Below are 24,337 nucleotides of genomic sequence, written 5' to 3'. Positions count from 1 at the left end.
GTATTCCCTGCTTCATCGTCACGCGGACAGCCAGACGTCGCCGAGGTCCTGGTAGATCATATGCGTCGGCGCCATCGTCCAGCCACGCACACGGCGGTTCATCACGACGATGCGCTGCCACCACAGGATCGGCACGGCGTAGCTCTCGTCGAACAGCCGGGTCTCAAACTGTCGGACCAGCGCCTTGCGGGCGACAGGGTCGACCGTCGACGCCTGCTGGTCGAACAGACGGTCCAACTCCCGATCGGTCGAGCCGGACACGTTGATCTCAGCGCGGTCGGAGGAGATGTACTTCACGAGCACATTGGTTGGATCATCGCTGAACTGCGTGAACGAGTCGACCAGCGCCGAGAAGTTGCCACTGCCCTGGGCCGCGTACCAGGCAGACAACTCCGCCTGCTGATGCTCGACGCGTACCCCGATCTGTCGCCACTGATCGATCAGGAAGATGCCCGCGGTGACATAGGGCTGATGGTTACGGTCGAGTAGCGTGAAGGTCAGGTTCTCATGGCCCGCCTCGCGCAGTAAACGCTTGGCCTCAGCGCGATTTGCGACCATGTCGCGCCCGTAGCCAGGCCATTTCTGCATCTCCTCAGGCGTCGCCGACCAACTGCTGCCCGGGCGTACCAAACCGCCGACCTGCCCCAGCTGCGAGATGCGCGACAAGTTCTGTGACCCGCCCCAACGGTCGATCGCCAAAGACAGCGCACGCCTGACCCGCGCATCGTCGAAAGGCTTCTGCTTGGTGTTGAAAGTCAGGATCATATGAAGCATCCAGCTCGATTCCTGAACCAGCGAATCCTCCCCCAACGCGCGGACGATCCGGTCCCGCTCATTCGGCGTGAAGCCGCGGAACTCAGCCATGATCTGTCTGCCCGACAGCGCGTTCACCATCGCCGAGGGAGACATGGTAATCGCGCGAAACCCATCAAGATACGGGTGCCCGTCACGGAAGTATCCGTCAAACCGCTCGCCCGCCCAATGCGACCCCGCGACATGTTCGACAAAGCGGAAGGGGCCGCTGCCCATGACGTTACGGGCGGGAAAATTGGGATCGGCCCGCAGCCGGGCCGCGCTGAAGATGGAATTCCAGGGCGAGGAGAAGGTGTCCATGATGGAAGCATCCACAGCCTTCATCCGGAACACCACCGTCAGGGGATCCGGCGTCTCGATCGCAGCAATCTGTTGAAAGGACGGCAGGCGGTTGGAGACGACGCCCTCCGGCGGTGCGCGCAGCCGGTCGTAGCTGGCCTTGACATCCTCCGAAGTCAGCGGCGTCCCGTCATGGAAGCGGATGTTGCTGTGCAGCTTGAAGGTATAGGAAAGCCGGTCGTCCGCCGCGGTCCAGCTCTCGGCAACATCACCGACGACATTCGGATAGTTGTGGGCCTCGTAGCGCAGCAGCGTGGAATAGTGCGGCGCCACGCGGTGCATCACGGCGAAGGTGCTCGTTGCATGCAGATCATAGGTCGGCGGCTCCGCCGCAACCGCGTAGGTCAGGGTTCCGCCCCGGCGCGGCGGGCCATCTCCCTGGGCTCGCGCATGTCCGGGAAGGCTGAGCGCGGAGAACCCCAGCGCGGGCAGCGCCAGCGCCGTACGCCGGCTGAAGTTTCGGCTGTTGATGTGGTCGGTCATGGTCCGTTCTCCTGGTATTTTTCTTGTTGTGCTTTGCAGGGTCAGGTTCGGAATTTTGGGTCGAGCCAGTCGCGGAGCGAATCGCCGAACAGGTTGAAGGCAAAGACGGCGAGCGAGATCGCAAGCCCGGGAAACAGAATCATCCACGGCGCCTCCTGATAGAAGTTCGAGGAGTCACCTGAGAGCATCAGCCCCCATGCCGGCTTCGGCTCGGAGACGCCGAGCCCAAGGAAGGACAGCGATGCCTCAAGCAAGATCGCCTGCGCGATATAGGCCGTGAGCAGGATGAGATAGGGCGCCAGGACATTCGGGGCCATATGGCGGAGAATGATGTGGCTGTGGGTGTACCCACCCGCCCGCGCCGCATCGACATAGGGCATGGCGCGCACGGCCAGCGCGGCGGAACGTATGACACGCGCTGCACGCGGCATGATCGGGATGGAGATGGCGGCGATAAGGTTGAGATCGATCCCCATGATCGGGCGGTGCCCCACCACCGCCACAACCACCAGCGCCAGGACGATGATCGGGAAGGACAGGACGATATCGACGAAGCGCTGCAGAATCAGATCCACTCGTCCGCCGAAATAGGCCGAGGTCACGCCCAGCAGCCCGCCGATCGTGCAACCCAGGAACGAAGACAAGAAGCCGATCGTCAACGCCGTACGTGCGCCATAGATGATGCGGGTCAGGATATCGCGCCCGAAGGCATCTGCACCCAACGGATGCTCCATCGACGGCGGCGAGAGCATTGCCAGGAAGTCGATCGCCTCGGGGTCATAGGGCGCCACGACATTGGCGAAGATGGCCGCGGCGGCCATCACCAGGATGACAACGAGACCCGCCGCGCCAAGCGGCTGTGCCATGATGAAGCCCAGCACCGGATTGCGCCGCCGCCACGCCATCACCGGCCCATCACGCGTGGATGCGCTCATCGTCGATCCCCTCAGCCGTGCCGGACGCGTGGATCGAGCACGCCATAGAGCATGTCGACGATCAGGTTCATCGACACGAACACCACCGCGAGCAGCATCACCAGCGCCTGGACCAGGATGAAATCGCTGCGCGACACCGCCTCGACGAACAGCCGGCCGATGCCGTTCAGGTTGAAGACCTGCTCGGTCACCACCAGCCCACCGATCAGGAATGCGAATTCCAGGCCGATCACGGTAATCGCCGGTAGCAGCGCGTTGCGCATCGCATGCCGCGCCACGACCATGCGTTCGAAGACGCCCTTGGCCCGTGCGGTGCGGATGTAGTCCTCCTTCATCACCTCGATGATCGAGGACCGCACCATCCGCGCGACCACCGCGGCGTAGCGGTAGCCAACCGCCAATGCCGGCCAGATCAGCTGCGAGATGTTCTTCAACGGCGATTCGAAGAAGGGCGTGTAGGTAACCGGAGGTGACCAGTGAAACACCGTCAACAGCCCAAGGATGATGAGCATCCCCAACCAGAAGGACGGCACCGCCAGGCCGGCTATTGTGAAGATGCGGGCCACGTAATCGATCCAGGTATCGCGAAACAGCGCAGATATGGTGCCCAGCGGCACAGCAATCAGCACCGCGATCACCGCCGCCATCAGCGCCACCTGCACCGTCAACCCGATGCGGACACCGATCTCCTCAGCCACCGGCCGCCCGGTCCACATCGAAGTGCCAAGATCCAGCGTCACCAGCCCCTGCATCCAATCGCCGAATTGGGTCACCAATGGGCGGTCGAGACCGAGCCGGGCGCGTTCGCTCGCCAACAGCTCCTGCGTCACATAGCCGCCGTCGCTCCGCATCTTCACCTCAACGATGTCGCCCGGAACGACGCGGAGCATGAAGAAGGTGATGAGCGCCACGCCGAGCAAGGTGGGAATCATCAAGGCGATGCGGCGTGCGGCATAGGCCAGCATGATGGCTCCTCTCCCCTCAGATCCGGATACATGCGGCGAGATGGCCAGGTCGAATTTCACGAAGCGGCGGTATGATCTCGGCACATTCCCGTATGGCTTTCGGGCAGCGCGTGCGGAACACACAGCCGGAGGGCGGTGCCAAGGGCGATGGGAGTTCCCCACGCAAGGCCCGCGGTGCACGCGCACGCTCCTTCACCGGGTCCGGCACCGGGGCCGAATCCAGCAACGCCTGGGTATAGGGATGCAAGGGTGCGGCGTAGAGTTCGTCGCGATCGGCGACCTCCATCACCCGTCCCAGATACATCACCACCACGCGCTGCGAGAGATGACGCACCACGGCCAGGTCGTGGGCAATGAACAGATAGGCGACGCCGAGCTCGGCTTGCAGTTCGGCAAGCAGGTTGATGATCTGTCCCTGCACCGAGACATCGAGCGCCGAGACGGCCTCATCACAAACAATGAAATCCGGCTCCATCGCCAATGCCCGCGCGATCCCGACCCGCTGCCGCTGCCCACCCGACATCTGGTGCGGATAACGCTCCGCCATCTCCGGCGGCAGCCCGACCTGACGCAACAGCGAAGCGGCACGATCATGCGCCTCGGCCGTTGCCATGTTCAGCCGATACGTCAACGGCTCGCGGATCGTCGCACCCACCGTCATGCGCGGGTTGAGCGAGCTGTAGGGGTCCTGGAAGATCACCTGGATGCGCGTCCGCATCGCCCGCATCTCCGCGGCGCTGGCTTTGGCGATGTCCTTGCCGTCGAACAGGATCTCGCCCCGCGTCGGTTCCTCCAGGCGCAGCACCAGGCGCCCGACGGTCGTCTTGCCGCAGCCGGATTCGCCCACCAGGCCAAGGGTCTCGCCCCGCCCGATCGAGAAGGACACCTCTTCCGCCGCACGGACCGTGGCCATCTTTCCGAAGAGCCCGCGCCCTGGCACGGCGAAGTGCTTGCTCAGGCCGCGCACCTGCAGCAGCGGTGTTACCTCGGCCGCCAACGCGGGCGCTGCCGCGGCCGGCCGGGCCGCCGTCAGCGGCACGGCACCGGGCATCTCCTCCGCACGATGGCACGCGGCACGGCGGGCATCGCCCACGGGGCGCAGCGCAGGATCACTGTCACACACAGGGATCCGGGCAGTGCAACGCGGCGCGAAGCGGCAGCCGGAAGGCGGATCCATCAGGTTCGGCGGCAGGCCCTCGATGGTCTCCAGCGCGCCGCCACGCGCCTGATCCAACCGCGGCACCGAGCGCATCAGCCGCACGGTGTACGGGTGGCGTGGCGCGCGGAAGACCCGGTCGGCCGGCCCTTCCTCCACCACGCGGCCGGCATACATCACCGCCAGCTGGTCGGCATAACGCGCGACGATGCCAAGGTTGTGCGTGATCAGCACGAGCGTAATGCCGAGCCGCCGCGACAGATCCTTCATCAGCTCCAGGATCTGCGCCTGGATGGTGACGTCGAGGGCCGTGGTCGGCTCATCGGCGATGATGAGCTTGGGGTCGCAAGCGAGCCCGATCGCAATCATCACCCGCTGCCGCATGCCGCCGGAGAATTGATGCGGGTACTGCCTGAGCCGCCGCTCCGCATCCGGAATGCCGACCATGCCGAGCAGTTCGACCGACCGGACCCGTGCCTGCGCCTCGGACATGCCGAGGTGTATGATCAGCGGCTCGGCCAGTTGCATCCCGATGGTGAGCACCGGATTCAGGCTGGTCATCGGTTCCTGGAAGATCATCGCGATGTCACGGCCGCGCAGGGCCCGCATCTCGCTCTCCGGCAGGGCGAGCAGATCGCGCCCGCCGAACAGAATCCGCCCGCCGGTGACACGGCCCGCGGGTCTGGCCAGCAGGCGCATGACGGATAGCGCGGTGACCGATTTGCCGCATCCGGATTCGCCGACCAGGGCCAATGTCTCACCGGGGCGCACCGACCAACTGACCCCATCCACCGCGCGCAACGTGCCGGACGCGGTCGTAAATTCGACCGTCAGATTCTCGACCGCGAGAAGGGGAAGCGCGGCGTCGCGCGCCTCCGTATCCTGTCCCACGTCCAGCGCGGACAACGCGGTGATCACGATATCCGGTCCTCCGTCACGATCTTCTTCTTACAACATATAAAATGCGTTATCGGGTGGCGGCGCAACCCGGTTCGTCGGGAAATCGGATCATGCCGGGCGCAGTATGCTCACGCCGATGCTGCGACGGCCCTGAAGGTCACGATGCGCCTCGGCGGCATCGGCCAAATTGTAAACTTTACCGAGTGCGACGCGCAGCGTTCCATCCGCTACCGCCGCGAACACGTCACCGGCCCGCCACAACAATTCGGCACGATCCTGCGTGTGGGTGACGTAGCCCGGGCTGGTCACGTACAGCGAACCGAGTGTGTTGAGCCGGAACAGGTCGAACGGCGGAAGTGGGCCGGAGGCGGTGCCAAAGCTCACCAACATGCCGCGCGGCCGCAGGCAGAGCAGCGAGGCTTCGAAGCTGTCGCGCCCGACCGAATCGAACACCACCGGGACCCCTGCCCCGCCGGTGAGGGCGCGGACCCGTGCGGGCAAATCCTCCCGCGAGTGGACCACGACATGCGCGCAGCCATTGCTCGCCGCAGTTGCCACCTTCTCCTGGCTGCCTACCACGCCGATGACGTCTGCGCCCTTGGCGGACGCCCATTGGCAGAGCAGCGAGCCGACACCGCCCGCCGCGGCATGCACGACGATCGTCTCATCCTTCTGCACGCGGTAGGTTGTATGCAGCAGGTAATGCGCCGTAATTCCCTTGTTGAAGACAGCAGCGGCAATGTCGTCACCGACAGTGTCGGGAATCGGCACCAGATGCTCGGCCTTGACGCAGCGCAGATCGGCATAGGAACCAAACGGCGGGAAGGAATAGACCACCCGCTGCCCCGGCTGCACCGCCTCCACTCCCTCCCCGACCTCCAGCACCACACCGGCTGCCTCGATCCCCAGGGTCGCCGGATAGGCAGCCAAGGGATAGCGGCCGCTGCGGTGCTGAATGTCGATGAAGTTCACGCCGATCGCGGTGTGGCGCAGCAGCACCTCGCCTGCGGACGGCGCCTCGACCATGCGCTCCTCGACGCGCAGCACCTCCGGCCCACCCGGATGGTCAATCAGGACGACGCGCGTCGTTCTTGCCGCCATGCTCAACGCCCCCCGGAGACGGTGACGTTGATGCCGAGCACGTAGGACGCCTCGGGTGAGAGCAGGAAGAGGATCACACGTGCCACCTCCTCCGGTGCCGCGACACGGCCGATCGGGACCGTGGGCACGAGGCGGGCAAGGCGGTCGGCGGGGTTCATCTCCGTCTCGGTCAGGCCGGGGCTGACGGCGTTGACGCGGATGCCGTTGCGCGCGACCTCCTGCGCCAATCCGATGGTCAGGCTGATCACGGCGCCCTTGGAGGCGGCGTAATGCACCCTCTCCCCCGGGCTGCCGCGCACCGCGGCGACGGAGCCGAGGTTCACGATCGCCCCACCCGGCCCACCGCGATCGGTCGCCATGCGCCGCACGGCTTCTCGCGCGCAGAGCATGGGACCGATCACGTTAATGTCGATGAGGCGGCGCAGCTCGGCGACCGGCAGATCCACCAGGCTGGCCGGGCCGCCGTTCATGCCCGCATTGTTGACCAGGCCGGTGACTTTGCCGAAGTGGGCCTCGGCCGTGTCGAACAGGCGCGTCACATCGGCCTCGACCGATGTGTCCGCCTGCACCATCTCAACCTCACCGCCGGCGGCGCGGATTTCCTCCGCTACCGCCTCGGCGGCGTCGCGCCGCTCCAGAAAGCTACCGACGACGCGCCAACCGCGCGCGGCAGCCAGGCGGGCCGTGGCGGCGCCGATACCCCGGCTCGCGCCGGTAACCACCAGGACCCCCGCCATCGCCTAGGTGCTCGGCCAGATGGCCGTATGGGTCGCGACCGAGGGCGGGAAGACCGAAACCGCCCTGCCCGACTGCCACTGGATGATGACCAACTCGGCACCGACCCGTCGGCCCTTTTCGTCGAACTTCAGCCGGCCGCCCGGGGAAAGCAGCGCCACCCCATCGGTCAGGTCGAAGGCCCTGATCTGGTCGGCAACCTTGCGGCGATCGGCCACGCCGGCCCGCTCGGTCGCCTCGCGCAGGATCATCATGTCGGCATAGGTCATCAGCGAATCCTGGTTCAGCCAGGGCTCACCAGTACGGGCGGTGAAACGCTGCGCCAGCTCCTCCTGACCCTTGCCGCCCCAGTTCGCGACAATCCCCATGAGGCCCTGGATGATGTTGGCGCCAACAACCTCGCCGAGTTCCGGCGCACCCAGCGCCCCGCCATTGCCAACCTTGGGCAGGCGGTCGCCGCCCAGCCGGTATTCGGCGAACTTGTCCATCAGCAGTTTGGTGTCGGGCACGTTGGAGGTGATGCAGAGCAGGAACTCCGGGCGGCCGTTCCGCACCCGCTGCACGATGGAGGTCGCGTCCGACAGCGGCGGCGTGTAGGTCTCGTCCACCACCGCGCGCAGGTGATGCTTCGCAAGTTCCGTCTCGCGGATCGGACGCATGAAGCTGACTGCGGAGGCGTCATTGCCGGCGATCAGCCCGATCGTCGTCGGCTGCTTTCCGGTCGCAGCCTTCGCCAGGTTCAGGATGGTCGGCAGGGCCTTGCTCGCCTGGTCATCGGCGGTCGGCGACATCTGGAATACGTAGCGGAAGCCGCGATTGGTGATGGCGTCGGAGTAGGAGAGCGTCATCCAGGGGATTTCCGCGCGCTCCGTCACCTCGGTCACCGCCAAGGTGAAGCTGCTGAGCCAGGCACCGGTGCCGCCGACCAGGTCTGGGTGCTGTGCCACCATGCGCTGCGCGGCATTCTTCGCCTTCTCGGTGGAATCACCGGCGTCGAACACCACCAACTCCATCTGCGCGCCGCCCAAGGCGCGGACGCCGCCCGACTGGTTGATCTCATCGATGGCCATGTCGGCGCCGAGGCGCATCATCTGGCCCTGCCGCGCCCAAGGCCCGGACATCGGCGCCAGCAGCGCGACCTTCACGGTCTGGCCCTGCGCCCGCGCGGGCCTGGCGCCAACCGCCGCGGCCCCGGCGCCAAGGCCCAGTGCCAAGGCCGCGCGACGCGGCATCGCCGGGACGGAGCCGGCGCGGATGATCGTATCCGTCTTCGTGCTATCCTTGGTCATTGCCATATCTCCCAATATTTTCGTTGTGTCGTCAGGCATCATCCAGACCGAGGTAGGACCGGCGCACCCGGTCATCCCCGGCAAGAATTTCGTAGGGACCTTCCAGCACGATCCGGCCGGTCTCCAGCACATAGCCGCGGTCGCAGAGTTCCAACGCCTCGGCGACCCGCTGTTCCACCAGCAGGATGGTCAGCCCATCCTCGCGGTGGATCTGCGAAATCCGGTCGAAGATCAGATCCGCGATGGCGGGGGCGAGCCCCATCGAAGGCTCGTCAAGCATCAGCAGTTTTGGCGCGCAGGCCAAGCCGCGGCCAATCGCCAGCATCTGCTGTTCGCCCCCCGACAGCGTGCCGGCGAACTGCCCGGCCCGCTCCGCGAGAATCGGGAACAAGGTGTGGATGCGGTCGAGCATGCGAACCCAGGCGTGGCGCCCGGCCATGGGATAGGCGCCCATTTCCAGGTTCTCGCGCACCGTCATGGCCTTGAAGACCTGACGGCCCTCCGGGACATGCGCGATGCCGAGATGCGCGCGGCGTGAGGCCGGCATCGCCAGCAGATCCTCGCCTTCGAAGCGGACACTACCCGCAGTCGGCGGAACGATGCCGCTGATGGTTTTGAACAGCGTCGATTTTCCAGCGCCATTCGGACCGACCACCGTGACGAACTGCCCCGCGCCCACCACGAGCGAGACGCCGGCCAACGCCCGCAGGCCGCCATAGGAAACGGCGAGATCGGTTACTTCGAGCATCGCGCGAGCCACTTCCGGCCGAGATACGCCTCGATCACCTTTCGGTCCTCCACCACCTCGCGCGGATGCCCCTGCGCCAGTACCCGGCCGTGGTCGATGACCAGGAGTTCGTCGGCGATGCGCAGCATCGCGTGCATCGTGTGCTCGATGATGATCGTGGTCATGCCCTCCGCGCGCAGCCCCTTCAGCACATCCAGCACCGCGTCGCATTCGTCGCGGCCGAGGCCCGCCAGGGTTTCGTCCAGCAACAGCAACCGCGGCCGTCCGGCCAGGGCGCGCGCCAACTCCATCAGGCGAAGCTCCTTGCTGGTCAGCCCGCCCGCGGGCGCGTCGGTGAGATGCGTGAGCCCGGTGCGGGTGATCGCCTCCCGTGCCGCCGTCACCGCCTCCTCATCGGGCAGGCCGGCGCCATAGGCACCGACCAGCACGTTGTCGAGCAGCGGCAGACGGGGGAAGCTGCGCACCACCTGGAAGGTGCGGCCGACGCCCATCCGGCAGATCTCGAACAGCTTGCGGCCGATGATCTCCTCGCCATCCATCCGCGCCTCGCCGCGATCGGCCGGCAACACGCCGTTGAGGGCGTTGAACATGGTCGTCTTGCCCGCGCCATTGGGCCCGATGATGCCGAGGATGCTGCCCTGTACGACCGAGAAGCTGACGTCATCCACCGCCCGCAGCCCGCCGAAGGATTTGGACAGGCCCCGCACCTCGAGCAGCGTCTTGCCGCTCGGCGGGGGCGACGGCCTGGCCGCGGGGGCGGCAGGCACCCGTGCGGGCGCCTCCGGCACCGGTGACGGCCGGGGGGCCGCCTGCCGCGCCCAGCGGTCGCGGATGGACCAGTAGAGGCCCTCCGGCGCCAGCAGCATGATCAGGATGATCGCCGCGCCATAGACCACGCCCTGGATGCCGGGGATGATCTCGCCCAACTCGGCGTGCAGCGTCTCGGAGAGCGGGATCAGGATCGCCGCGCCGATCAGCGGCCCCCAATAGGTGCCGACGCCGCCGAACAGCGCCACCACCAGCGCCTGGGCCGAGACCAGCATGCCCAGCACCGCCTCCGGCGTCACCACCAGCAGCACACAGGCGTAGAAGCCGCCCGCGGCGCCGGCCATCCCGCCGCTGAGCATCAGCGCGCGCATCTTCCACTGCCGGACATTGAGCCCCGCGGCCTCGGCCGCCAGCTCGTTCTGGCGGATCGCCATCAGCGACAGGCCAAAACGCGAATTCTCCACCACCATACTGATGGCCATCGCCAGGGCCAGCAGCCCGACCGCGAGCACGGTATAGACACGCGGATCGGTGAACTGCATCCAGGTCACCGGCTCGTCCCGCCGCATCGGCAGCGAAACTTCATTGTAGCCCAGATACTGCGCCAGATAGGACATCAGCAGCGGGTAGGCGAGCATCGCCAGCGCGAAGTAGTGCCCGCGGAGGCGGAAGGTCGGCAGCCCGATCAGCAGCGCCGCCGCAGCACCGACCACCGCCGCCAGCGGAATGCCGATCCATGGCGTCAGGTTCAGCATCGTCAGCAACAGCGCGACGGTATAGGCGCCGAGGCCGAAGAAGGCGGCATGGCCGAAGGAGGTCAGGCCGACGTAGCCCGAGAAGACATTCCACGACAGGCCGAGCACCGCCCAGATCGGCACCAGTGTCAGCATCAGCTGGTAATAGCTGTTGGTCACCACGGCGCTGATGGCCAGATAAGCCACCAGCAGCCCGGCCAGGATCATCCCATGCCGTCGCAGGCGGGGAGTCGCGCCGGGCCTCATGCGCGTTCCGCCGAGCGGCCGAAGAAACCTTGCGGCCGCAGGACCAGGATCAGCAGGAAAACGACGAAGATCGCGGCGTTCTGCAGTTGTGGCGGCAGGATCAGGCCCGAGAATTGCTGCACGAAGCCAACCGTCAGCCCGCCCCAGAAGGCGCCCAGGATGCTGCCCATGCCGCCCAGCACGACGCCCGCATACATGATGATGACGAAGTCCAGCCCGGCGAAGGGTGAATAGGAGATGTAGGTCGCGATCAGCCCGCCCGCGACCGCGGTGATGCCGCTGCCAAGGCCGAAGGCGATGCGATGCGCGCGATCGACGTCCACGCCCGCATAGGTCGCCGCGGTGGGATTGTCGGCCGCTGCCCGCAGCGAACGGCCGAGGCGCGTGCGTTCCAGCATCACATACAGGATGATGGCAACGGCGATGGCGACAACGCTCGAAAGCAGTCGCGCCTTGTTCAGGAAGATCAGCGAATCATAGAACGGCGTCTCGATCACCCAGGCCGAGGAGGAGAGCGGTGTCCGCACCGAGCGCGGGGACGAGCCGAACACGATCAACCCGCCATTCTGCAAGATCAGCGACACGCCAAGCGTCACGATCAACTGCCCGAAATGCCCCTCGTCCAGGCTCGCCGTCGTGCGCAGCCCCGAGACGCGCGAGATGATAAAGCGGTGCAGCAGCACCCCACCGGCAAAGACGATCGGCCCGGCCAGCATCGCGGCCAGCAACGGCCCGGCATAGGGGCCGAGGAAGTTCAGCAGGCCCCACCCGGTGAACAGGTAATAGGCGGCATACATGCCGAGCATCAGGAAATCGCCTTGGGCGAAGTTCACGACGCGCATGACGCCGAAGATCAGCCCCAGCCCGACGCACATCAGCCCGTAGATGCAGCCGATCAGGATGCCCGCGGTCAAGGCGTTGAGGATATTCTCAACGAGGATCTGCGGGTCGCTCATGGACCGCCATCTCCACGCGGGTCGCGTGGCGCGGGCGTACTGGCACTCATGTCCCTGTACAACATGGTCCTCCTCGTCGCGCCGTTCGGTGTCCGCCGGCGTCTCTTTTGCTGACCTCCCCGCCTGCCGCGGAGAGGGTCGTCTTACGCCTCGATGGTCCCCGATGCCCGCAAAGCGGCGATGCGCGCCGCGTCGTAGCCGAGGATGCCGGCCAGCACTGCGTCGGTGTGTTCGCCGATCAGTGGCGGTCGGGTCAGTTCCACGCGCTCCCCATCCAGCCGGAAGGGCGGCGAGGTATAGGTTGCCACCTTCAACTCGGGATGATCCAGACGTTGCCAATACCCACGATGGCGAAGTTGCGGGTCCTGCTCTATCAGGCTGCGCGGATCGGCCACCACACCGGCCGGTACGCCCGCTGCCTGCAAGGCTGACATCACGGCCTCGGCCTCGTGCAGGCGGGTCCAGCGGGTCACGGCGGCCTCAAGCTCATCGGCGCGGGCCACGCGCCCGGCCGCTGTCGCAAGCTGCGGATCGGCCGCAAGCGCCTCCGCCCCGATGGTCCGGGCCAGCGCCAGCCATTGCGCGTCGGTCAGCACCGTCACCGCGCACCAGCGATCTTCGCCCTTGCAGCGGAAGACATTGTGCGGCGCATGGCGGGCGGAGCGGTTGCCGACGCGCTGCGGCTCCTGCCCGGTAATCGCCTGATCCAGCACCGCGGGGCCAACGCAGTTGATGGTGGATTCAACCTGCGCGAGATCGATTTTCATGCCCCGGCCCGTGCGCCGCCGATACCGCAGCGCCGCCAGCACCGCAAAGGCGGCGTGATACGGGTTTGCGGCGTGGTCAGGGAAATGCGTGCCAGGCCCGAGCGGCGGCCCATCATGATAGCCGGTCAGCGACATCAGCCCGGTCACCGCGCTGATCGTCATGCCGACACCGAGCAGGTTCGACAGCGGCCCGTCCTCGCCATACATCGGCATCGAGAGGTAGATCACATCCGGCCGTATCCGCCGCACCTCCTCATAGCCGAGCCCGAGCCGCTCCATCGCCCCGGGGCCGAAATTGTTGCTGACGACATCAGCTGTTCGGATGAGGTCGCGCACCACCGCGCGGCCCTCGGCCGCCTTAAGATTCAGCGCGACGCTGCGCTTTCCGGTGTTGCGCGACGCGAAATATCCACTGCGGTTCACGCCAGGAATGCCATCGCGGAACGGACCGCCGAGCCGCACCGGATCGACGCGCGTGGCGCTCTCGACCTTGATGACCTCCGCGCCGAAATCGGCGAAGATCTTGGTCGAGAACGGGCCGGCACCGGCCCAGGTGAGATCCGCGAAGCGGATGCCGCGGAGGAAATCGGCTTTCATCTTCGGTCTCCTCCCGCTCAGCCCGCGATCGAATGCAGGGCGCCGCGGCCGAGCAATTCCTCGCTCTGCTCACCCACCAGCGGCGCCGGCCGGTCCACGCGCCAGACGGGCTCCGACAGGCGATAGGGCGCGCCCGGAAAGCGCAGCGCGCGGCCGGCGGCCGGATGCGGCAGGTCGTGGAAGTAGCGCCGGAACACCAGCTGCGGATCGGCCGCGAGATCGGCGATCCCGCTGACCGGGGCCATGATGATCCGCCGCCGCAGCGCCTGGTTGCGCATCTCCGCCTTGCTCTTGTTGGCGGCGAAGGATTCGAACAGGGCACGGAACTCGTCGCGCAGGGCGCGGGTCGCGCGCTTGCGGCGATCGCTCCAGTCCAACTCGGCCAGGCGTTGCCCGCCGGGATGGCCTTCCTCCGCCATCCAATCCACCAGCGCCTTCCACGACAACGGCATCGAGAGCGGGCTTGCGAGGAACACATGCCCGTCCTGGCAGGCAAAGATCTGTTCCGTCGCGTCGCGCGTGCCTTCGCCGCCGCGCATCGGGATGCGGCCCTCCAGGTCCCAGACCTGCAAGGCGTTCTGAAGCGAATGCGCGATGCATTCCTGCGCAGAGACATCGATCAGATGCGCGCCGCCGCCATTCACCTCGATGTCGTAAAGCGCAAGCGCGGTTGCCGTGGCCGCGTAAAGCGAGGCGACGAAGCCCGCCTGGCCGCCGGCGATGCGCAGCGGCGGCGATCCCGGATCGCCCGACATCCAGGTGATGCCGCCAAGGGATTGCGTCACGAGATCTGAGCCGAGATACCCCGCATAGGGCCCGTCCAGCCCGAAATGCGAGATGAGCGTCACCACCCGCGCCCCGGGCACCGACAGTACGAGCGGCAGCAGAGCCGCCTCCTCGCCATCGATCACCACGGCGCCCGCGCTGGCGATCAGATCCACCAGGACAGCGCGCCCGGCCTCCGACTCAAGATCCAGGGCGATGCTTTTCTTGTTGGCGTTCAAGAAGGCGTAGCTGACGTCACCGCCAAGCCCGGGCAAGGCCGCTTCGCCGCGATCCGCGCGCCCGGAGATCGGCTCCACGCGGATCACCTCCGCACCCAGATCGGCGAACAACCGCGTGGCATAGGCGCTGAGCTCGCGCGTCAGGTCGATGATCCGCAACGCATCATACGGGCGGTCGGCAGGCTGGGACATAGGATCCTCCTTCCGGTTCGGCGCGGGCTTCACGCCGCGTCTCCTCCGGTCAGCACGTCGGTCAGCACGGCCAGGACGGCCTCGGGCGCCTCATAGGCGACCCAATGGCCGGCACCAGGAATGACATGCACCGCGGCATCCGGCCGCGCCCGCCGCAGCGCCGCGACGCGGCCGGCCAGGTCGGGCATGGCGGGCGCGTCATACTCGCCCCAGATCGCGGTGACCGGCGCCGGTACGCGTTGCAGCGCCGTGCTGAGCAGCGCCGTGGTGGCGAAGGGCACGCTGGCGAGCCGCGCATGGCGGCTGTTCCAGTCCTGGATCTCGAGCGCCAAGGCATCGACGCGTGCGGGATCGGCGATCATCAGCCGCTCCAGATTGGTACGGTTCGCAGCCTCCCGCGCCGCTCCGGTCTTGTCGCGCACGCGTTCGAGCCGGATCGAGCCGCGCGGCGTGCCGAGCGCCCCGGCGCCAAGCAACGTCAGCGACCGCACAAGCTCCGGCGCCGCGGCCGCGGCATGGCCGGCGATCAGCGCGCCGAAGGAAAAGCCGATCAGGTCGCATGTCCCACCCGGCGGCAGCATCTCCCGCATGCCAGCGGCGACGATCGCGCCGACACTTTCGGGGCCATAGGGCTCGGGCGGCATGTCTGACTCACCGAGGCCCGGCAGGTCGGGCGCCAGCACCGTCCGGTAGCGGGCCAGGGCCGTGATATTGCGTGCCCAATGCCGCCAGGACCCCGCGCCGCCGTGCAACAGCACGAGGGGCGGCCCCTCACCCCAGATGTGCCAGACCATCGCGCCGGCGCCGCAGGGCGTCGTGGTGCGCCGCGCGCTGCCGGACAGGCGGGCGAGCAGCAGGGAGTCGGGCACGGCATCGCCCGGACGGAGGGTTTGCAGCGTCATGCCGAAAGGTTCGCTCCAGCATGGGCAAGTGCTGCTGCTGCGAAGTGACCGATGATCTCGGGTTCACGTTTCATGCTTCTCGGCGCCTCCGAGCGCAGATTGTGCAGAATGCATTCTACCCGTCAAGCGCCGCCTGTGCTGTTGCCGTGCCGCCTATTGCGGCAGGGGAAATGCCGCGAGATACGGTGCGTAGTCTGGCTCCACTTCGATCTCGAGCGTCGCCAGAAGCCGCACCACGCCGCAGTAGAATGCGACCACCACGGTCAGATCCGTCAGTTGCTCGGCAGTCAGATGCGGGCGCAGCGCATCGAAGGTCGCGGCCGACATGCCGGGGCCTTCCCACATCTCGCGCGCGCCGCGCAGCACCAGCCGTGCGGCCGGTTCCAGCCCGCTCGTCTGCCCGATGGTCTCGGTGGCGATGGCCGCGATATCGGTGTCGGAGACGCCGAAGCCACGGCCGATCTTGACGTGGTGCGACCATTCGTAGGGGCTTCGGGCCAGCCAGCCGATTTGCAGGATCGCCAGCTCCCGCAGGCGTGGATCGAGGCGGCTGTGATGCCGGATGAACATGCCGAGGCCACCGAAGGCCCGCGCGGCGCCTGGGCTATTGGCAAGCACCCGGTGCAGCGCGATGTCGCGCTGCAACAGGTCCTGATGCTCGGGTGGCAGATCTTCGCGTGTCAGGCTGGGGACTCGGGCCAAGGCTGCTGTCTCCTCGTCGCGTCAGGAAAGCTCGCCGAGCCGGTAGAAGCGGGCGGCGGTGTCGTGAAAAAGCGCCGCGCGCTCCGCGGGGCCCCAGTCGGCGGTGATCCGTTTGAAGGCGTTCCACAACGCGGTGTAGCCGCAGCTTGCCTTGTCCACCGGAAAGTTGCTCTCGAACATGCAACGCGCCGGGCCGAAGGCCTCGACCGCCGTCTCGACGTAAGGGCGCCACGCCTCCGCAAGCTGCAGCGAGCTCGGCGGTTCCTCGCCTTCATGGAAGCCAAAGCCGAACAGCCGCATGCCCAGGCCACCGACCTTGAGATGCAGGTTCGGGCACTGCGCCAGTTCGCGGAGCGCGGCGCCCCAGACAGTGGCGACATGCTCGCGGCGATGCTCATACGGGCCGATGCCGATGGCACCGCCGACATGGTTCAGCACGATGGGCGTATCGGGAAAAGCGTCGGCCAGGTCACGCAACTCGGCGAGCTGCGTGTGGTACATCCAGGCATCGAAGCTGAGCCCGAGCGGGCCAAGACAGGCAAAGCCCTGCCGGAACTCCGGATCGAGCAGCAGCCCCGGCGGCGGCATGGCGATGGAGCCCCGGGCCGCCGGGTCGGGATGCCAGGCGGAGATCTGCCGCACCCCGCGAAAGCGCCCCTGCCCGGCGGCGATCTCCGCCTCCAGCACCGGGCGGGCGGCCGCGCCGAGCCTGAGGTCCACAAAGCCGACGATGCCATCGGCGACGCGCGGCCCGCTGGCGCGTGCCGCGGCGCGGGTGGCGGCAGCGGCGACGAAATCCACCTCCCCGACCGGCTGGAAGGCGGGGTCGCCATCGGTACGGTAGGCGGCGCGGCATTCGATGAAGACGCTCGCCCGCACGTCATGGCCCCCGCCGGCATCGGCCAGGAAGTCTTCCAGCAGATAGGGCGCGCCGTCGCGCAATTCCCACAAATGGTGGTGCGCATCCACGATCGGCAGGCCCGGCTCCAGCGCCGGCTCCGCATTGCGGGCCAGCCAGTCGGGGCGAATGGTGGGGTGCCGCACCGCGGCAGGGGGGGCCTCGCTCAGGGGTTTGCTCCGCTTGATTGGGACCGGCGCCGGGCAGCGCCGATCCATGCCTTGTGTCGACACCCAAAAGCCTATGGACGTTTCCGGCGGGTGTCGACCTCTCTGGAATACTTTGTGATGCTTGCCGAATGGCCGCGCGCGGCTTGACGCCAGGAGTGAATTTTCTGAGTGTCGACATAATCGGGAGGAATGGGACGTGCGGCACAGCTCGCCAGCTTACCGTCAGGGCGCGGCATGACGGCGCTGCTGCATCACCAGATACATCGGCATCCGTCCAGCCACGGCCCGGTGCTGCTGCTGATCCACCCGCTCGGCGCCGCCCATGACTTCTGGGACGCCTGCCTGCCCGGCTGGACGCCGCATGTGGGGTGCCTCGCGGTCGATCTGCGCTCGGCGGGGCGCTCCCCTGGCGACGGCGCTCCCCCCGGCCTGGATCGCCATGTCGAGGATCTGGAGGCACTCCGCGCATCACTGGGCCTCGCGCGCCTGATCCCCATCGGCTGTGCCGTCGGCTCGATGGTCGCGGCGGCCTATGCCGCGCGCTACCCGAGCCGCGTCGCCGGGCTGGTGCTGTCGAACCCCACGCCGCGCTCGGCGGAGAGTTCGCGCGCCATGCTCCTGGCCCGGGCCGATGCCGTGCGCGCGGGCGGCATGGGCGCGATCCTGCCCGGCGCCGTCGAGCGCCCCTTCGAGGCGCAGCCGCGCGATGCCCGTTACGCGCACTACCTTGCGGCCTTCGCGACACAGGATGCCGGCGCCTACGCCGATGCGGTCACCGGCTTCGCCACCGCCGATGCAAGCGCCGACCTGCCCCTGGTGCGCTGCCCGGTGCTGCTGCTGGCGGGGCGGCATGATCTGCTGTTGCCGCTGCTCCAGGCCGAGGCGGTGCGCGACCTCCTGCCCCCCGGTGCGCGGCTGGAGGTGGATGAGGCGGGCGCGCATTTCCTGCCCTACCAGCGACCGGACGCCTTCGCACGCCGGGTGATGGACTTCCTGGCCACGCTTCCGGAAAGGTCGGACCCATGACGAACAAAGGCATCCTGCTGGTGCTGATGAACCCGCCCCCGGCCTTCGAGGAGGAGTTCAACGCCTGGTACGACACCGAACACATCCCGGAGCGTCTGGCGGTGCCCGGCTTCGAGACCGGCCTGCGCTACATGGCCCTCGCGGGCGCGCCGCGGTATCTGGCGATCTACGATCTCGCCGCCCTCGCGGTGATGGACTCTCCCGACTACCTCCGTGTCGCGCTTGACCGATCGAGCCCCTGGACCAAACGCGTCACCGCCCGGGCACGGGTGCAGCGCTTCACCGGCGAGCAAATCTATCCGGGCGACCGCGTGACCGGCCGGGCAGCCCGGATCGGGGTGCTGCGCTTCCGCGACCTGACGCCCGATGGGGTAGCGGCGGCTGTGCAGGGGATGCGCCAGACTTATGAAGGCCGCGCCGGGGTCAGCCAGATCCGCGTCTTCGCCGGGGCGGGGACGCGGGGCACCGATGTGTTCGGCGTGGTCGAGGCCCAAGCGCTGCTGCCGGACGCCTTCGATCCTGCCGTCTTCGGGGCCGCCGCGGATGCGCTCGATCTGGTGAATGGCTACACGCCCTTCTGACGCGGGCCGCCGGCCGATCGGAAGGAGTGGCACTTGGCCCTGACCAATCTCGAACGCTTCCGCGCCGTCATCGGGCGCGTGCTGGCCAAGGAGGATGGGCGCCCCTCCCTGGTGGTCGAGATCGCCTGCACCATCGGCGCCGAGATCCTGGACGGGCTGCAGCCACCGGGCAGCGACCTCAACTCGGTCGAGCTGGCGCGCCGGTTCCGCACCAGCCGCACCCCCACGCGCGAGGCGCTGGTGATCCTGGAGAAGGAGGGGCTGGTGGAAATCCCGCCCCGCCGCCGCCCGCGCGTCGCCGACCACGGGCTGAAGGAGGTCGGGGAAATCTATCGTGTCCGCGCCGCCATGCTGGGCCTGGCCGCGACCGAGGCCGCTCGCCATGCCACGGCCGGGGAACTCGCGGAGCTGCGCGCCATCGTCACCGGCATGCAGGAGGCCGCGCGCACCGGTGACAGCGATGGCTATTACTGGGGGAATGTCCGGTTCCACGAACGGTTCGCCGAGCTGTCGCACAACCGCACCCTGCAACGCTCGCTCGACTCGCTGGTCTTGCGCAGCCTGCGCTTCCGCCGGCGCACCTTGTCCAACCCGGAGCGGTTGCAGCGCTCCATCGCCGATCATTCGCGGCTGGTCAGTGCCCTGGAGGACCATGACTCGGAACTGGCCGCGGCACTGGTGAAGGCCAATGTGATGGGCGCGTTGCGGGCGCTGGAGGTGATGCTGGGCGGCGCGGAGGCCGCAGCCTCACTTCAACCGATTGAAATCCTTGGGAAGACCCAAGGAGGGGATGGGATTCGAACCCACGGTAGGGGTTGACCCCCTACAACAGTTTAGCAAACTGCCGCCTTCAGCCACTCGGCCACCCCTCCATAGGGACACGACATATGCGGTGCGGGATGTAGCTTCCCCTGCGGCGCCGGTCAAACGGCCTTAGGAGAGCGGGACCTCCAGCCCCTTGGCGACGCCCGGCCGCGCGGTCAGGGCGGCGTACCAGCGCTTCACTTCGGGGAAATCGGCCAGGTCCACGAGGTGCCGCGCATGACGCCAGGCCCAGCCGAGGATGGCGAAATCGGCGATCGAGGGCTCCCCATCGGTCGCAACCCAGTCACGGCCCTTCAGGCGCTTGTCCAGCACGCCGTAGAGGCGCCGGGTCTCCTTGCCATAGCGGGCGACGCCGTAGTCCTTCGCCGGGCCATCGGGCTGCATCAGGAAGTGATGCATCTGCCCCGGCATCGGGCCGAAGCCGCCCATCTGCCACATCAGCCATTCCCATACGGCGATTTTTTCCCGCGCATTGGCGCCGCCGAAGCGGCCGGTCTTTTCGGCCAGATACAGCAGGATCGCGCCGCTCTCGAACACGCTGATCGGCAGCCCATCCGGGCCTTCGTCATCGGTGATGGCGGGGATGCGGTTGTTCGGGCTGATCGCGAGGAAAGCGGGGGCGAACTGCTCATCCTTGGTGATATTGATGACCTGCACCTTATAGGGCAGCCCCATCTCCTCCAGCGCGACAGTGATCTTGCGGCCGTTCGGGGTCCCAAAGGCGTGAAGGGTGATCATGCGCCGAGCTTCCTTTTCAGAACGTCGTTGACCAGGGCGGGATTCCCGCGGCCCTGCATGGATTTCATGGTCTGCCCAACGAAGAAGCCGAACAGGGTCGCCTTCCCTGCGTGGTACTGCGCGACCTTGTCGGCGTTGGCGGCGAGCATGGCATCGACCGCGGCCTCGATCGCCCCGGTATCGGTGACCTGGCGCAAGCCGCGCGCCTCGACGATGGCGCCGGGCGTCTCGCCGGTCTCGACCATCGCCTCGAACACCTCCTTGGCGAGTTTCCCCGACAAGGTGCTGTCCGCGATCAGGTCCAGCAGCGCGCCGAGGTTCTTCGCGGAGACGGGCGACTCGGTGATGGCCTTGCCGGTGCGGTTCAGCGCGGCGAAGAAATCGCCCATCACCCAGTTCGCCGCCTGCTTCGGATCGCGGCCCTGCGCGACCTCCTCGTAGAAGGCGGCGGTTTCCTTCTCCAGCACCAGCACATGCGCGTCATAGGGCGAGAGGCCGAAATCCTGCACATAGCGGGCACGGCGCGCATCCGGCAGCTCCGGCAGGGCGGCGCGCAGCTCCTCGACCCAGCCCTCGTCCAACACCAGCGGGGGGAGGTCGGGATCGGGGAAGTAGCGGTAGTCATGCGCGTCTTCCTTGGAGCGCATCGACCGCGTCATGCCCCGCGTGGTGTCGAACAGGCGGGTTTCCTGAGTGACCTTCTCACCCGCTTCCCAGACCTCGATCTGGCGCTTCGCCTCGGCCTCGACCGCCTGCATGACGTAGCGGATGGAGTTGACGTTCTTCACCTCGCAGCGCGTGCGAAATTCCTCGCCGGATTTGCGGACCGAGACATTCACATCGGCGCGCAGGGAGCCCTGCTCCATGTTCCCATCGCAGGTGCCGAGGTAGCGCAGGATCTGGCGCAGTTTGGTGAGGTAGGCGCCGGCTTCTTCCGGGGAACGCATGTCGGGTTCCGACACGATTTCCATCAGCGCCACGCCCGACCGGTTCAGGTCGATGTAGGATTTCGTCGCATGCTGGTCATGCAGCGACTTGCCCGCATCCTGCTCCAGATGCAGGCGGGTGATGCCGATGTCCTTGCGCGTGCCATCGGCCAGCTCGATCTCCAGCACGCCCTTGCCGACGATCGGGAATTCGAACTGGCTGATCTGATAGCCCTGCGGCAGATCGGCGTAGAAGTAGTTCTTGCGGTCGAAGCGCGACCACAAATTGATCTCGGCCTTCAGCCCGGCGCCGGTGCGGACCGCCTGGGCCACGCATTCGGCATTGATGACCGGCAACATGCCGGGGAAGCCGGCATCGACGAAGGAGACCTGGCTGTTGGGCTCGGCACCGAATGCGGTGGCGGCGCCGGAAAACAGCTTGGACTCGCTGGTCACCTGGGCATGGACTTCCAGCCCGATGACGACTTCCCAGGGGCCGGTCGCCCCATCAAGCACGTAAGTCACGACCACGCTCCTTGTCGGCCCAGACGAAGACCCGCTCCTGCTCGCCCTGCAGGAATTCGGCCTCGTCGCCACCGGGGAATTTGTCCCGCAGCTCCGCGGATTTGGCAAAGCCCTTCAGCGCCTCTTCCGTCATCCTGCCCTCGGCCACGCCGGCGGCATCGACGACCACGGCCGTCACCATCGGCCAGGCGCGGTCGATCGCGTAATCCATCAGCTCGTGCAGATGCGGCGCCATGCGGACGCGGGACTGCGACAGCGTCGAGCCATTCGCCTTGGCGACGTCGAGGGTGGTCATGAAGTGGCGCTTCTCCGCCGCCGCGCGAATGGCGGCCAGCGTGGTCCACATATTCAGCGGCCCGCCGCGGCGGCGCTCGATCTCGTCGCTCGCGGCACGGCACAGGGGCATGTCGGTGCGGTCCTGGGCGCGGTGGTTGGCAACGATGCGGCGCAGGTCGGGCAGGCTCTTGCCCGAGACATCGACGCTCATGCCATCACCTGCGGCAGGGCCGAGAAGCCGGCGGCGCGCTCGATCGCGGCGCCGACGGTGAAGACGGTTTCCTCGTCGAACCCTCGTCCGATCACCTGCAGGCCAAGCGGCAGCCCCTGGGCGTCGAGCCCCGCGGGGATGCTCATCGCCGGCAGGCCGGAGAGGTTGGCGGTCACGGTGAATACGTCGTTCAAATACATCGCGATGGGGTCATCCTGTTTGTCGCCGCTGGCGAAAGCGGCCGAAGGCGTGGAAGGCGTGAGGATCGCGTCGCAATCGGCAAAGGCCGTTTCGAAATCGCGGCGGATCAGCGCGCGGACCTGCTGCGCCTTCACGTAATAAGCGTCGTAATACCCGGCGGAGAGCACGTAGGTGCCGATCATGATGCGCCGCTTTACCTCGGCGCCAAAACCGGCGGCGCGGGTGCGCTCGTACAGATCCTTCAAATCCTCGCCCGGCACCCGCATGCCGAAGCGGACACCGTCGTAGCGCGCGAGGTTGGAGGAGGCCTCGGCCGGCGCCACGATGTAATAGGTCGGCAGCGCGTATTTGGTGTGCGGCAGCGAGATCGGCACGATCCGCGCGCCCTCCGCCTTCAGCCAGGCGATGCCCTGGTCCCAGAGCGCCTGGATCTCGGCCGGCATCGCATCCAGCCGGTATTCCGCCGGCACGCCGATCCGCAGCCCTTTTACCGAGCGGTGGCAGGCGGCCGCGAAGTCAGGCACCTCGCGCTCGGCGCTGGTGCTGTCCTTGGGGTCGTGCCCGGCCATGCTGCGCAGCAGGATGGCGCTGTCCTCGACCGTGCGGGCGATCGGCCCCGCCTGATCCAGGGAGGAGGCGAAGGCCACGATCCCCCAGCGCGAGCAGCGCCCATAGGTCGGCTTGATCCCGACGATCCCGCAGAAGGCCGCGGGCTGGCGGATCGAGCCGCCGGTATCGGTCGCGGTCGCGCCCAGCGCCAGCCGCGCGGCCACCGCCGCCGCCGACCCGCCCGAGGAGCCGCCCGGCACCAAAGCGACGCCCTGGTTGTCGCGCCGGCGCCAGGGGTTCTGCACGCCGCCGAAGGCCGAGGTCTCGTTGGACGAGCCCATGGCGAATTCGTCGAGATTGGCCTTGCCCAGGAACACCGCGCCGTCGCGCAGCAGGTTCTTGGTGACCGTGCTCTCATAGGGCGGCACGAAATCGCCGAGGATGCGGCTGCCGGCCGTGGTCCGCACACCTTGCGTGCAGAACAGATCCTTGATCGCCAAGGGAATACCGTTCAGCGGCCCGGCCTCCCCCTGCGCGCGCCGGTCATCGGCGGCACGGGCGGCGGCCAGCGCTGCCTCGGCGGTCACGGTGATGAAGGCGTTGATCTGCGGGTTCACCGCCTCGATCGCCTTCAGATGCGCTTCTGTCAGCTCAACGGCCGAAATCAGGCCTTCCTCCAGCGCGCTCAGCGCGCCGGCGAGGGAAAAATGCGTGGCTTCCATCACTCGACAACCTTCGGCACGGCGAAAAACACACCCGCGCGGTCCGGGGCATTGGCGAGCACCGCCTCGGCCTGGCCGCCATCGGTCACCACATCGGGGCGCAGCGGCAGGATGGCGTCGCCGCCGCCGGACATGGCCTCGACCCCGGTCGTGTCCACGGCCTGCAATTGCTCGATCCAGCCCAGGATGCCGTTCAGCTCGGCTTGCAGGCGCGGAACCTCGTCGTCCTCGACGCGAAGGCGGGCCAGATTGGCAACGCGGCGGATGGTGGCGGCATCAAGCGACATGGGGTGGGAAAAATCCTGTGGCTGCGGCCTGATCCCTACCAGCGGCTAC

Annotated in this window: 23 protein-coding genes and 1 tRNA gene; 3 read left to right on the top strand and 21 right to left on the bottom strand. The window is 67.4% G+C overall.

The window, feature by feature from the left end; all coding sequences use genetic code 11:
- Positions 1-18: 18 nt before the first annotated feature.
- From C8P66_RS06715 to C8P66_RS06645, 15 genes are all read right to left on the bottom strand, one after another.
- Positions 19-1,635 carry an ABC transporter substrate-binding protein gene (locus C8P66_RS06715; RefSeq protein WP_111397444.1) on the bottom strand — a complete coding sequence of 539 codons (1,617 nt, stop codon included), beginning with the start codon at positions 1,633-1,635 and terminating at the stop codon, positions 19-21.
- A 41-nt stretch (positions 1,636-1,676) separates the two neighbouring features.
- Positions 1,677-2,516, bottom strand: coding sequence for an ABC transporter permease (locus C8P66_RS06710; RefSeq protein WP_211314056.1), 840 nt, complete (start codon positions 2,514-2,516; stop codon positions 1,677-1,679).
- 65 nt (positions 2,517-2,581) lie between these two features.
- Positions 2,582-3,535: an ABC transporter permease gene (locus C8P66_RS06705; RefSeq protein WP_111397441.1), complete on the bottom strand. Its 954-nt coding sequence runs from the start codon at positions 3,533-3,535 to the stop codon at positions 2,582-2,584.
- 16 nt (positions 3,536-3,551) lie between these two features.
- Positions 3,552-5,609: an ABC transporter ATP-binding protein gene (locus C8P66_RS06700; protein WP_211314055.1), complete on the bottom strand. Its 2,058-nt coding sequence runs from the start codon at positions 5,607-5,609 to the stop codon at positions 3,552-3,554.
- 90 nt (positions 5,610-5,699) lie between these two features.
- Positions 5,700-6,692, bottom strand: coding sequence for a quinone oxidoreductase family protein (locus C8P66_RS06695; RefSeq protein WP_111397439.1), 993 nt, complete (start codon positions 6,690-6,692; stop codon positions 5,700-5,702).
- A gap of 2 nt (positions 6,693-6,694) precedes the next feature.
- Complete coding sequence (locus C8P66_RS06690) at positions 6,695-7,429, bottom strand: SDR family oxidoreductase (protein WP_111397437.1); 735 nt, start codon at positions 7,427-7,429, stop codon at positions 6,695-6,697.
- Positions 7,430-7,432: 3 nt separating this feature from the next.
- Positions 7,433-8,716, bottom strand: a complete 1,284-nt coding sequence (locus C8P66_RS06685) for an ABC transporter substrate-binding protein (protein WP_211314054.1) — start codon at positions 8,714-8,716, stop codon at positions 7,433-7,435.
- Between the two features lie 31 nt (positions 8,717-8,747).
- Complete coding sequence (locus C8P66_RS06680; protein ID WP_111397435.1) at positions 8,748-9,464, bottom strand: ABC transporter ATP-binding protein; 717 nt, start codon at positions 9,462-9,464, stop codon at positions 8,748-8,750.
- Positions 9,452-11,233 (bottom strand): branched-chain amino acid ABC transporter ATP-binding protein/permease, encoded by a 1,782-nt coding sequence (locus C8P66_RS06675; RefSeq protein WP_211314053.1) that lies wholly within the window; start codon positions 11,231-11,233, stop codon positions 9,452-9,454. The genes C8P66_RS06680 and C8P66_RS06675 overlap by 13 nt, the downstream gene beginning before the upstream one ends.
- A complete protein-coding gene (locus C8P66_RS06670) occupies positions 11,230-12,189 on the bottom strand; it encodes a branched-chain amino acid ABC transporter permease (RefSeq protein WP_111397431.1) in 960 nt (319 codons plus the stop codon). Before C8P66_RS06670 ends, C8P66_RS06675 begins: the two co-directional genes overlap by 4 nt.
- A 143-nt stretch (positions 12,190-12,332) precedes the next feature.
- On the bottom strand, positions 12,333-13,553 hold the full coding sequence (locus C8P66_RS06665) for a CaiB/BaiF CoA transferase family protein (protein WP_111397430.1): 1,221 nt from the start codon (positions 13,551-13,553) through the stop codon (positions 12,333-12,335).
- Between the two features lie 17 nt (positions 13,554-13,570).
- Positions 13,571-14,749, bottom strand: a complete 1,179-nt coding sequence (locus C8P66_RS06660; protein ID WP_111397428.1) for a CoA transferase — start codon at positions 14,747-14,749, stop codon at positions 13,571-13,573.
- A 29-nt stretch (positions 14,750-14,778) separates the two neighbouring features.
- Positions 14,779-15,651: an alpha/beta fold hydrolase gene (locus C8P66_RS06655; RefSeq protein ID WP_111397426.1), complete on the bottom strand. Its 873-nt coding sequence runs from the start codon at positions 15,649-15,651 to the stop codon at positions 14,779-14,781.
- Positions 15,652-15,804: 153 nt separating this feature from the next.
- The gene (locus C8P66_RS06650) at positions 15,805-16,353 is read right to left on the bottom strand and encodes a carboxymuconolactone decarboxylase family protein (RefSeq protein WP_111397425.1); all 549 of its coding nucleotides are present in this window, start codon (positions 16,351-16,353) and stop codon (positions 15,805-15,807) included.
- 21 nt (positions 16,354-16,374) lie between these two features.
- On the bottom strand, positions 16,375-17,397 hold the full coding sequence (locus tag C8P66_RS06645; protein WP_245903276.1) for an amidohydrolase family protein: 1,023 nt from the start codon (positions 17,395-17,397) through the stop codon (positions 16,375-16,377).
- 258 nt (positions 17,398-17,655) lie between these two features.
- Between C8P66_RS06645 and C8P66_RS06640 the strand changes: the two genes are divergently transcribed.
- The 3 genes from C8P66_RS06640 to C8P66_RS06630 are packed head-to-tail and all read left to right on the top strand — an operon-like array spanning position 17,656 to position 19,847.
- A complete protein-coding gene (locus C8P66_RS06640; RefSeq protein ID WP_158537122.1) occupies positions 17,656-18,447 on the top strand; it encodes an alpha/beta fold hydrolase in 792 nt (263 codons plus the stop codon).
- On the top strand, positions 18,444-19,028 hold the full coding sequence (locus C8P66_RS06635) for a DUF4286 family protein (RefSeq protein ID WP_111397421.1): 585 nt from the start codon (positions 18,444-18,446) through the stop codon (positions 19,026-19,028). Before C8P66_RS06640 ends, C8P66_RS06635 begins: the two co-directional genes overlap by 4 nt.
- A gap of 33 nt (positions 19,029-19,061) precedes the next feature.
- Complete coding sequence (locus C8P66_RS06630; protein WP_111397419.1) at positions 19,062-19,847, top strand: GntR family transcriptional regulator; 786 nt, start codon at positions 19,062-19,064, stop codon at positions 19,845-19,847.
- Here the strand turns inward: C8P66_RS06630 and C8P66_RS06625 are convergent.
- From C8P66_RS06625 to gatC, 6 genes are all read right to left on the bottom strand, one after another.
- A tRNA-Ser gene (locus C8P66_RS06625) sits at positions 19,811-19,900 on the bottom strand. The genes C8P66_RS06630 and C8P66_RS06625 overlap by 37 nt on opposite strands.
- 61 nt (positions 19,901-19,961) lie before the next feature.
- Positions 19,962-20,591 carry a glutathione S-transferase family protein gene (locus C8P66_RS06620; protein WP_111397417.1) on the bottom strand — a complete coding sequence of 210 codons (630 nt, stop codon included), beginning with the start codon at positions 20,589-20,591 and terminating at the stop codon, positions 19,962-19,964.
- Positions 20,588-22,042, bottom strand: a complete 1,455-nt coding sequence (gene gatB, locus C8P66_RS06615; protein WP_111397416.1) for an Asp-tRNA(Asn)/Glu-tRNA(Gln) amidotransferase subunit GatB — start codon at positions 22,040-22,042, stop codon at positions 20,588-20,590. Before gatB ends, C8P66_RS06620 begins: the two co-directional genes overlap by 4 nt.
- Complete coding sequence (locus C8P66_RS06610) at positions 22,026-22,529, bottom strand: hypothetical protein (RefSeq protein ID WP_111397413.1); 504 nt, start codon at positions 22,527-22,529, stop codon at positions 22,026-22,028. Before C8P66_RS06610 ends, gatB begins: the two co-directional genes overlap by 17 nt.
- On the bottom strand, positions 22,526-24,001 hold the full coding sequence (gene gatA, locus C8P66_RS06605; RefSeq protein ID WP_211314052.1) for an Asp-tRNA(Asn)/Glu-tRNA(Gln) amidotransferase subunit GatA: 1,476 nt from the start codon (positions 23,999-24,001) through the stop codon (positions 22,526-22,528). The genes C8P66_RS06610 and gatA overlap by 4 nt, the downstream gene beginning before the upstream one ends.
- Positions 24,001-24,288 (bottom strand): Asp-tRNA(Asn)/Glu-tRNA(Gln) amidotransferase subunit GatC, encoded by a 288-nt coding sequence (gene gatC / locus C8P66_RS06600; RefSeq protein ID WP_111397409.1) that lies wholly within the window; start codon positions 24,286-24,288, stop codon positions 24,001-24,003. The genes gatA and gatC overlap by 1 nt, the downstream gene beginning before the upstream one ends.
- Positions 24,289-24,337 lie beyond the last annotated feature (49 nt).

This window comes from Humitalea rosea (assembly GCF_003253705.1).
In the GTDB taxonomy this organism is placed as follows: domain Bacteria; phylum Pseudomonadota; class Alphaproteobacteria; order Acetobacterales; family Acetobacteraceae; genus Humitalea; species Humitalea rosea.
The sequence above is the reverse complement of the archived record's forward strand: the minus strand, read 5'-3'. Positions and strand labels throughout refer to the sequence as shown.